Annotated in this window: 7 protein-coding genes, 1 tRNA gene and 1 pseudogene; 3 read left to right on the forward strand and 6 right to left on the reverse strand. The window is 29.2% G+C overall.

Annotated elements, in window-relative coordinates; genetic code table 11:
* Positions 1–164 precede the first annotated feature (164 nt).
* Positions 165–536 carry a BlaI/MecI/CopY family transcriptional regulator gene (locus ABJG40_RS00355; protein WP_348022590.1) on the reverse strand — a complete coding sequence of 124 codons (372 nt, stop codon included), beginning with the start codon at positions 534–536 and terminating at the stop codon, positions 165–167.
* Between the two features lie 122 nt (positions 537–658).
* On the opposite strand from ABJG40_RS00355, the gene ABJG40_RS00360 reads away from it, so the two are divergent.
* Positions 659–1,288: a peptidylprolyl isomerase gene (locus ABJG40_RS00360; protein WP_348022591.1), complete on the forward strand. Its 630-nt coding sequence runs from the start codon at positions 659–661 to the stop codon at positions 1,286–1,288.
* Here the strand turns inward: ABJG40_RS00360 and ABJG40_RS00365 are convergent, their stop codons facing one another.
* The 3 genes from ABJG40_RS00365 to ABJG40_RS00375 all read right to left on the reverse strand — a co-directional run bounded on the left by ABJG40_RS00365 (position 1,289) and on the right by ABJG40_RS00375 (position 5,716).
* Entirely contained in the window at positions 1,289–2,512 is a 1,224-nt protein-coding gene (locus ABJG40_RS00365) for a hypothetical protein (RefSeq protein WP_348022592.1), read from the reverse strand.
* A 171-nt stretch (positions 2,513–2,683) separates the two neighbouring features.
* Positions 2,684–4,324 (reverse strand): M1 family metallopeptidase, encoded by a 1,641-nt coding sequence (locus tag ABJG40_RS00370; protein WP_348022593.1) that lies wholly within the window; start codon positions 4,322–4,324, stop codon positions 2,684–2,686.
* Positions 4,325–4,327: 3 nt separating this feature from the next.
* Complete coding sequence (locus tag ABJG40_RS00375; RefSeq protein ID WP_348022594.1) at positions 4,328–5,716, reverse strand: dipeptidase; 1,389 nt, start codon at positions 5,714–5,716, stop codon at positions 4,328–4,330.
* An 89-nt stretch (positions 5,717–5,805) separates the two neighbouring features.
* Here ABJG40_RS00375 and ABJG40_RS00380 point away from each other — a divergent pair.
* Positions 5,806–5,887, forward strand: a tRNA-Leu gene (locus tag ABJG40_RS00380).
* An 857-nt stretch (positions 5,888–6,744) separates the two neighbouring features.
* On the opposite strand, the gene ABJG40_RS00385 is transcribed toward ABJG40_RS00380, so the two are convergent.
* Together ABJG40_RS00385 and ABJG40_RS00390 are read right to left on the reverse strand one after the other, a co-directional pair.
* Positions 6,745–7,653 (reverse strand): serine protease, encoded by a 909-nt coding sequence (locus ABJG40_RS00385; protein WP_348022595.1) that lies wholly within the window; start codon positions 7,651–7,653, stop codon positions 6,745–6,747.
* Positions 7,654–8,085: 432 nt separating this feature from the next.
* The gene (locus tag ABJG40_RS00390) at positions 8,086–8,304 is read right to left on the reverse strand and encodes a hypothetical protein (protein ID WP_348022596.1); all 219 of its coding nucleotides are present in this window, start codon (positions 8,302–8,304) and stop codon (positions 8,086–8,088) included.
* Positions 8,305–8,832: 528 nt separating this feature from the next.
* Here ABJG40_RS00390 and ABJG40_RS00395 point away from each other — a divergent pair.
* Positions 8,833–10,274 (forward strand): annotated as a pseudogene (locus ABJG40_RS00395) (hypothetical protein); the annotation flags it as partial.

The following is a 10,274-nucleotide window of genomic DNA, read 5'->3' on the forward strand; positions in this document are numbered from 1 at the left end:
TGTTGGTATTGTAATAGTTGCTAAAGGAACTAAAAATGAAAACAAAATACTTCCTAAAAGATAAAAACGATTGAAGTTGTGCATCTTTTCTTTTTCTAATATAAAATGATAAAAAGAAAGTAACAATGCTAAACAACCAGCAGATTTTAAAAGATAGATTATCATTATTGTTGTTTTTTAATTTGACTATCAATAACCTTCTTTAAGTTTTCTAATTCTTCTGTAGAAAGATTGGTTTCTGTTGTAAAGAAGGAAGCAAACTGACTCGCAGAATCATTAAAGAAATTTTTAATTAAACCATTAACATGTTTTGAAAAATAATCTGTTTTCTTAATAATTGGGTAATATTCTCTCGATTTTCCGAACAAATTATACCCAATAAAACCTTTATCAGTAATTCTTTTTAATAAGGTTGCAACTGTAGTTGTTGCCGGTTTTGGTTCTGGAAAATCTTCTAACAAATCCTTCATAAAAGCTTTTTCACGCTTCCATAAATATTGCATTAGTTGTTCTTCTGTTTTAGATAATTGTATCATTTGATTCTTTTTAACTCTACAAATGTAGAATTAAAAAATGAATTCTACAAATGTAGAGTTAAGTTTTAACATTATATTTTAATATATTTACCCAGTTATAAAGAGAAAACTAACAGAATAAAATGAAAAATAAAATTCTATTAATAGCAACTATTGTGCTTTTTACTTCTTGTGCCACAAAAAATTTTAAAGAAAAATGGTTGTTAAAAGAAGCACCAACAACTTTTAAAGCTAGGTTTGAAACTACACAAGGAAACTTTGATATAGAAGCAACAAGAGAATGGTCTCCAAAAGGTGTAGATAGATTTTATCAATTAATAAAATATGGATATTATGATGACGTTGCCATTTATAGAGTAGTGCCTGATTTTGTTGCTCAATTCGGAATTCACAATGATTCTTTAATCAATAAAAGTTGGCAAAAAGGAATTGAAGATGAACCTGTAATTCAAAAAAATGATGCAATGACACTCGCATTTGCCAGAGGTGGAGTAGCAACAAGATCGAATCAGATTTTTATCAATTTAAAAGACAATTATCGGTTAGATAAATTAACGTATTCTGGTGTTTCTGGTTTTCCTGTAATTGCAAAAGTAATTGATGGGAAAGAAAATGTGTTAAAATTTTACAACGGTTATGGCGATAATTTAGGCAGACAACAAGGTAAAATTAATAAAGAAGGTAATACTTTTTTAAGGGAGAACTACCCAAAAGTAGATTACATTATAAGAGCATATATTTTAAAAAAATAATTATTTGTTTAATGGGTACTCATTAATCCAGTTAAAACCTCTTGAAGTGAGTAAGAAATCTGTTTTTGGTTTCTTTTTTAGATGAACTAATATACTGTCGTTTTCTATTTTTCCAGAAATAAAAAGATTATTTCCCTGTTTTTTAAAAGCTAAAGTATCTATTATTTTATTGCTCCTTTTAGCAAATAGAATGGTGTTTTTAATCGAATCTACTTTAAATTTATAATAAGATTGTGTGTCATCTAAGGTTTTAATACTTGCAAAATTAGCTTGGTCTATAGCAATGTATTTCCAATTTTTTTTAGGGTTTCTCTGTGTTCCTTTCTTATAATCTGAAACTTCCCAAATTCCATATAAAGCGGTTTTAGGATTTACATAGTTTTTTTTATATCTCGGATAACTTGTAAAGATAAATAGTGCAGAAATTACAAATAATAAGACACATTTGGCAATGATAATAATAGTTCGATCTCCTTTTTTTAACTGCGGATACAAAACATAATCTCCAATGTTTTTATTTTGTATTAATACTCCAAAAACTCTTTTAAAATCAGCAAAAAGAATTAAAACACCCATTAATAGTAAGTGAAAAGAAAATATTTTTACAGGAATATCAAAACATAAATTCATCATAAAAACATTTAACATTACTACAATTGTTGCTATTGCGCCATACGTTTGTGTTCTTCTAGAAATTAATAAGAGTCCTGCTATTACTTCAGATAAACCAGCAAAAAAACTATAGGTTGATGAAAAACCCATAAATTTCCAAGCTAATCCCATTGGAGATTTTGAGCCGAAAGTTTGAATTAAATCTGAGTTAGAAATAGGAGACATTTGTAAATGGAACATTTTTATAATTCCGTATTGAAACAAAAAAAAGATAAGAATTACTCGAATACTTACCAGAAATCCATATTGTAATTGATTGTAAGATGTTCTTTTTGAATCAATAAATGTCCAAATGATACTTCCTAAAGATGAAATACAGAAAAATAAAAAAAGCAGTAAGTAGGCATAAGTAGTATCTCCACTTCCTCTTCCGTTAGAAGAAAAAATATATTCAATATTAAAAATTGATGTTCCTATCCATTGAATAATTGGTTCCCATAAACTTGCTGTGAATATTGATAAAACATAAAGTGTAAAATACAAAAACAAAAACCTGAAGCTTATTTTTTCAAACAAATTCCATTTTTCTTTTTTTTCTCTTGTAAAGGTCATTTAACAATTTTTTAGACTTCTAATTTAGTAATAATTTGATAAGTATACCTGCGTTAAGGATTGCAGTGAAAATCCTTTTTGTGAAGTATGAGCAAAAAGATTGAAACAAAAAGCCTGACCACGTTTTTTTAAACGTGGTAACGCCCAAATAAATAGTACTTAATATTTTTATTAAGATTTGTTTTTACTGAAGATATAAAAGTTATCATCAATTTTTAAATTGTTACTTTGCGTTTTTAAATGTTTCCATTTTTCAGTTGGATAAATCCATTGATTTTTATCGCCTAAAAATATTTTTATTGGCATTTTAAAATCAGAAACTGTATTAATCCATCTATATTTTAGTTCTTTGTTTTGAATGGAATATTCTAAAGTTGGAATTCTAATATCTCTTAAGTATTGATTAAAAAAAGCTGATAAATCATAACCAGTTTCTTCACATAAAAAATCTTCAATTTGCTGTGTTGTTACTGTTTTATGGTAAAATGTTTTATTCATTTTACGTAAAATAGCACGCCACTTTTCATCATCATCAATTAATTGTCTTAAGGTGTGTAGTATGTTTCCTCCTTTATTGTACATATCTCCAGAACCTTCATTATTTACATCATATTTTCCAATAATTGTAGTTTTATTTCCTATAGATTTTCTTAATCCAATTACATATTCTGATGCTGCTTTTTTTCCGTAATAATAATCTACAAACAGATTTTCAGAATAATTGGTAAAACTCTCATGAATCCACATATCTGCAATGTCTCTATTGGTAATGTTGTTCGCAAACCATTCATGTCCAGATTCGTGAATAATAATAAAATCGAATTTTAAGCCCCAACCAGAACCAGATAAATCTCTTCCTAAATATCCTTTTTTATATTGATTTCCGTAAGTAACAGAACTTTGGTGTTCCATGCCTAAATAAGGCGTTTCTACCAATTTATATCCATCTTCATAAAAAGGATAAGGACCAAACCAATACTCAAAAGCTTTCATCATTTTAGGAGCATCTTTAAAGTGTTCTTTGGCTTTTTCTAAATTGTATTTTAAAACATAATAATCCATATCTAAAGGTCCTTTTTCACCATCATAAACTTCAGAAAAATGAGCATAATCACCAATATTAACATTTACTCCGTAATTATTTATAGGATTATTTACAAACCAATTATACGTTTTCGTTTTTCCATTATCGACTATACTTTCTAATTTTCCATTAGAAATATCTGTTAAATGAGCAGGAACTGTAACACTAATTCGCATACTTTCTACTTCATCATACATGTGATCTTTACAAGGCCACCAAACACTTGCGCCTAAACCTTGGCAAGAAGTTGCCACAAAATGATTGCCATTATCATCTTTTTTCCATGAAAAACCTCCATCCCAAGGAGCATTTTTTGCTTCTTTAGGATAACCTTGATAGTGAACAATAACTGTTTCAGTATTACCAATTTTTTGATTCTTTACAAGTTGAATAAAATGTGCATTTCCTTCATGTATTACTTTTAACTCTTTTCCATCTTGAATAACTTTTGTGATTTCTAAAGGAGCTTGCAAATCAATTTGTAAAGTCTTATTAGCACTTAAAACTTTGTATTGAATCGTGTTTTTTCCTGAAATATATTTTTTATCAGGGTTTACTTCAATATCTAAGTGATAATACGTTAAATCCCACCAAATTCTTTGAGGAGTAATAGATCCTCTTAAAGAATCTTGTCTTGTAAAGTTATCTTTTTTACTCATTAATCCTTGTGAAAAAGAATTTAGAGATAAGATTAATAAAAAAAGAAAAAGGGAAAAAGAATATTTCATTTTTTATTTTGATAACTCTGTAAAATATTTATAAAAATAAGGAATTGTTTCTATACCTTTTAAGTAATTCCAAACACCAAAATGTTCGTTAGGAGAATGGATTGCATCAGAGTCTAAACCAAACCCCATTAAAATAGTTTTACTTTTTAATTCTTGTTCAAACAACGCAACAATAGGAATACTTCCTCCACTTCTTTGTGGAATTGGAGTTTTACCAAAACTTGTTTCATACGCTTTACTAGCTGCTTGGTAAGCAATATTATTTGTTGGCGTTACATAACCTTGTCCTCCATGATGAGGTGTTACTTTTACCGTTACAGATTTTGGAGCGATACTTTCAAAATGATTTTTGAACAATTCTGTAATTTCTCTCCAATCTTGGTTAGGAACTAATCGCATAGAAATTTTTGCAAAAGCTTTACTAGCAATTACCGTTTTTGCACCTTCACCTGTATAACCTCCCCAAATTCCGTTTACGTCTAAAGTTGGTCGTATAGAATTACGTTCGTTTGTAGAATATCCATTTTCTCCATAAACTTCATCAATTTTTAAAGCATCTTTATATTTATCTAAAGAAAATGGCGCTTTGGCCATTTCCGCTCTTTCTTCTGTTGATAATTCTTCTACATTATCATAAAAACCAGGAATCGTAATATGATTATTCTCATCGTGTAAAGAAGCAATCATTTTGGTTAAAATATTAATAGGATTTGCCACTGCACCACCATATAAACCTGAATGTAAATCTCTATTTGGTCCCGTAACTTCTACTTCTACATAACTTAAACCACGTAAACCTGTAGTAATTGAAGGGATATCATTAGCAATCATTCCGGTATCAGAAATTAAAATAACATCGTTCGCTAATTTTTCTTTATTTCTTGGTACAAACCAAGCTAAACTTTCAGAACCAACTTCTTCTTCACCTTCAATCATAAATTTTACATTACATGGTAAGTTACCTGTTGATGTCATGTATTCTAATGCTTTTACATGCATATACATTTGTCCTTTATCATCACAAGATCCTCTTGCAAAAATTGCTCCTTCTGGGTGAATTTCTGTTTTTTTAATTACAGGTTCAAATGGAGGAGAAGTCCATAAATCAATTGGATCTGCTGGTTGTACGTCATAATGGCCATACACTAAAACTGTAGGTAAATTTTTATTGATAATTTTTTCACCATAAATAATAGGATATCCTGGTGTTTCACATAACTCAACCTTATCACATCCTGCTTTTTTTAGACTTTCTAATACAAAGTCTGCAGTTAATAAAACATCTTTTTTATATGCAGAGTCAGCACTTATAGATGGAATTTTTAAAAGTTCAAAAAGTTCGTTGATAAATCGTTTTTTATTATCGTTTATGTAAGTTTTTATAGAATTCATTGAATATTTTTAATTATCTATCAAAAATAAAAAATAATAATGAACTACTTTGTAATTTGTTATGTTTGTTTATATTTGCAGTCCAAATTGCAGGCGTGGTGGAATTGGTAGACACGCTAGACTTAGGATCTAGTGCCGCGAGGTGTGAGAGTTCGAGTCTCTCCGCCTGTACAGAAAGAGAAAGCTGACTTAAAAAGTCAGCTTTTTTTGTTTCTAGGTAACACATTAATGATGTTTACTGGATTAATTTCTGAAGATAGAACTCATTTTTTTTATAGAATAAGACGGTGATCTGTTTTACACACCTTATTACTAGGGTCTTAGCCTAATACAACTACTTATTAACTCTAATGCCTTTAATGATTATAACCGTTAAGCTTTAGTAAATGCGAAATAGATTCTATCTTAGAAGGAAAACTTCCCTAGACTAAAGGGGTTGTGATAAAGCCCTGACGTCAAAATCTCCAATGAGCACCTTATATTACGTGTTAACCTCATCAGGGTTTTCAGAAATGGATTTTAGTCTATCGTTTCCCTTATTTACGACACAACTTTTAACGCGTTAGAACACGTAAAGCACCTAAAAACAAAGTAAGGTTATCAAAAAAAGTGAATAATTAGTGTAATAATCGGGAGGAATCTACCTTATGAAATAGGAATACATTTTAATTTATGTAGGCGATTTATATGAATATTACGCCCGTAAAATTGGAAGTAATTTAGACACCTTAGTTTTAAAACATTATGCCTTTAAAACTGTATCTAAACTTCTCTTTATGTTCCATGTAGGACAAAAACTACTAAAGGTAACGACGGTTTCCTATTCTAAATAAGATTTAAAATAACGCTAAGCGTCTGTATATCATTAATAATAAAAGGTTGTATGCATTCAGGCTAAGCATTTAACTTTCAGTTTATGATGTACTACAAGATGCATAGATTAGTCAAACAAAATTAAGGGTGTAATACACATCGCTGTCCATTACACCCCTAAAACTCAAAACTAATACTGTGATTAATCTTGTTATTTAAATTTTACTTACATTTAAATAATTATCCAATTGACTAACAGGGACAACTACGCGAACCATAAGTTGCATGTCTCCTTTTTCCTTGGAATTATTACTGTAATATGCTCGCGTTGCACTTACCACACCAACAACTTCACCAGAGTCATTCACTACTGGACCACCACTAGCGCCTTGACCAAACTCGGCAGTAATAGATATTCTACTTGATTTATTGGAGTTTCCGTATTTTCTAGATATAATACCTTTAGTCATTAAAAATGTATTACGGAAAGGGTGTCCCATCATATATACATCCTCTCCCACAAGTTCTGTCTGGGCTAATGGTAACGCTGGTAATTTCTCTCCATTTGTTTCTATTTTAAGAATAGCCAAATCATCTGCTTTACTTGCAGATAGTACTTCTGTTACATTATACACATTTCCTTCGTGGTCGATTGCAAATATTCCATAGTGTTTTACATCTTCTTTGGGTCTTACAACATGATGATTTGTTACCACAATACCATCTTCATGAATTACGAATCCGGTTGCAGCACTTAAATGTACGTTTGGACACTTATTGCATAAATAAGAAGATCCTATATACATTGTGCTATTTTGTAGCTCATGGTAAATTTGATTACCCGATTTTTTCTTATGGTTACTATGCGTAATCTTAACTCCTGAATTCGCTCCTGCATTTTTGGCAATATCGTCTTGAAGTTTTTCAAAAGGTACATGCGTATTGGTTTTTATAACACTGTCTACAGATTTTGTAGCTGCATTAATATATACAGAACTATTCTCTATTTCATTGGCATATATTTTAATAATATCATCGTCTTGATGATCTACAATTGTCTTAGTTGAGTTACAACTAAATACTACTAGTGTTAAGGCTAGATAAACTACGTAATTAATTTTCATAAGTTTTTATACTTTAAAGTGTGTTTACTGTACAATTGTATAAGAGAATTATTTAATAACAATGCTGTTTATAAAATGAACAGATGAGTTTATAATAAGTGATTATATATGGTAAGTTGATTAGAATCGTACCCCCCCCCTGTTAGGGAAATGTTAAATTTTTTATGGTTAAATAAAAATTATAAATTTAGTCTAATCAAGATAGCTTCGAAGATACTACATACTACAGATGAAATAATGAATGATTAAAGTAGCGAAACATGGAAAGATTAATTTGAATAACTCTAATACTAAATTATAGAAGCAAGAGACTTTATTGAATTGACCATTTTTTGTTAAAACAGTAATTATTTGACCTCCCATCTGTCGTTAACTTATTTTCAATGATTTTCATGATGAGTAGAGCTCAATTATGGCAAATTAAACCCAGTACTATTGTAAATCAGTAACTTGAAAAACACCTAATTTTAAAAACAAAGTCATCATCATTAAATTTTGCTGCATCAACTCAACAAATCTATTGTATGAAACCGTATTGGGAAACTCATGTTGCATATGATTTTGCACATAGTGAACATAAAAAAGCTTAAAGGTTCTAAACCCACTTAGTTGAAATAAGATGGTGATAGTAACCACTTCGCTTTTAAACATTACTGAAGGGCGTTTTGCTGGATTCCCTAAAAGGTGTTTTTCTACAATTAGGTCATATTCCTTTGAAAACTTATTAACTAAACAGAAAATTTCAGTAACTTTAGAGTAAATTATTATAGATAAATTTTTGGGTTAATAAATCGAAATTCAATACTTTAATTTGCTAAAAATCTATTTTTCTTTTTTACTGCTAAAATCTTATCTGAATATTAATCGAACTCAGGTTTATAAATAACTTGTAAACTAGCCCTCCTTTATACCCATACTTCTTTTCCTGTTATAAAACACCCCTATTCCTATGCGTATATTTCTACTATTTTTAACAATTCTATGTGTTTCAGAATTAGAGAACATTTCTAATTTCTACTCTAAAATCCATTTCTTATTTTTTAAACTTATGAAGGCTTAAACAAGTTTAAGCGAAAATTCTAGTTACTATAAAAAGAGAACATATTATATTTTTTTGGGGGGTATTACTAAATTCTGACACTTAGTTATTATACACTAACCGTTTAATCAAAGTTTTATATGAAAACAAAATTAATTTTACTCTTATTTGTATTCGCTTATTTACATGTGAATGCTCAATGTACAACCAACGTAGTCATCCCAGATGCAAACTTTAAAACTTCATTACTAAACGATCATACAATAGATACAAATAGTGATGGCGAAATTTCTTGTGACGAAGCTGCTGCTTTTACAGGTGATATGAAAGTGAATGGTAGATCTATTGCTGACTTAACAGGGATAGAAGCTTTTACAAGCTTAACATATTTAAATTGTTCGCAAAATAGTTTAACTAGTTTAGATGTTTCTAAAAATACTGCTTTAACATATTTATATTGTTATACAAATAGTTTAACTAGTTTAGATATTTCTACAAATACTGCTTTAGAAAAATTATATTGTGCTACAACTGGTTTAACTAGTTTAGATGTTTCTCAAAATACTGCTTTATTAGTTTTATCTTGTAGTAAGAACAGTTTAACTAGTTTAGATGTTTCTCAAAATACTGCTTTAACAAGTTTAACTTGTTATACAAATCAATTAACTAGTTTAGATGTTACTCTAAATACAGCTTTAACTACTTTAGATTGTTCTGGTAATAGTTTAACAACTATAGATGTTGCTCAAAATACAGGATTAACAAAATTAGATGTTGGAGAAAATAGTATAACATCTATAGATGTTTCTGTACACCCTGCTTTAAAATATTTATATTTTGAAAACAATAGTGTAACAAGTTTAGATGTTTCTAATAACCCAGCATTAGCATATTTAAAATTAGATAATAATCAAATTACAAGTTTAGATGTTTCTCTAAATCCTACATTATACACATTAAATTGTGTTTCGAATAGTTTAACAAGTTTAGATGTTTCTCAAAATCCTACATTATACACATTAAATTGTTCTTCAAATAATTTAACTAGTTTAAATATTGCTAATGGAAATAACGCAAGTGCTGAGGATAATATGTCTCTTGATGCAACAGGTAACCCTGATTTAACATGTATTCAAATAGATGCAGGTGTAACATACTTTGGTGAGTGGACAAAAGATGCAACTGCTTCATATAACACGAATTGTGATTGTATAGTAGACATTCCAGATGCTAACTTTAAAACTTCATTACTAAACGATCATACAATAGATACAAATAGTGATGGCGAAATTTCTTGTGACGAAGCTGCTGCTTTTACAGGAGATATGAATGTTTCTAACAAGTCTATTACAGATTTAACAGGGATAGAGGCCTTTACAAGCTTAACAAAGTTAACTTGCTTTAATAATAGTATAGCTAGTTTAGATATTTCTAAGAATATAGCTTTAGCTTATTTAAATTGTTTTAATAACAGTTTAACGAGTTTAGATGTTACCCAAAATACGGCATTAACATACTTGTCATTTTCAAACAATAGTGTAACAAGTATCGATGTTTCACAAAACGCTGTTTTAGAAACGTT

The organism is Polaribacter sp., assembly GCF_039939415.1.
Lineage (GTDB): Bacteria > Bacteroidota > Bacteroidia > Flavobacteriales > Flavobacteriaceae > Polaribacter.

Bases quoted from the DNA above. Each gene is read 5' to 3' on its own strand.
- ABJG40_RS00355 (WP_348022590.1), bottom strand. From the start codon at position 536: ATGATACAATTATCTAAAACAGAAGAACAACTAATGCAATATTTATGG.
- ABJG40_RS00360 (WP_348022591.1), top strand. From the start codon at position 659: ATGAAAAATAAAATTCTATTAATAGCAACTATTGTGCTTTTTACTTCT.
- ABJG40_RS00370 (WP_348022593.1), bottom strand. From the start codon at position 4,324: ATGAAATATTCTTTTTCCCTTTTTCTTTTTTTATTAATCTTATCTCTA.
- ABJG40_RS00375 (WP_348022594.1), bottom strand. From the start codon at position 5,716: ATGAATTCTATAAAAACTTACATAAACGATAATAAAAAACGATTTATC.
- ABJG40_RS00385 (WP_348022595.1), bottom strand. From the start codon at position 7,653: ATGAAAATTAATTACGTAGTTTATCTAGCCTTAACACTAGTAGTATTT.
- ABJG40_RS00365 (WP_348022592.1), bottom strand. From the start codon at position 2,512: ATGACCTTTACAAGAGAAAAAAAAGAAAAATGGAATTTGTTTGAAAAA.
- ABJG40_RS00390 (WP_348022596.1), bottom strand. From the start codon at position 8,304: ATGTTTAAAAGCGAAGTGGTTACTATCACCATCTTATTTCAACTAAGT.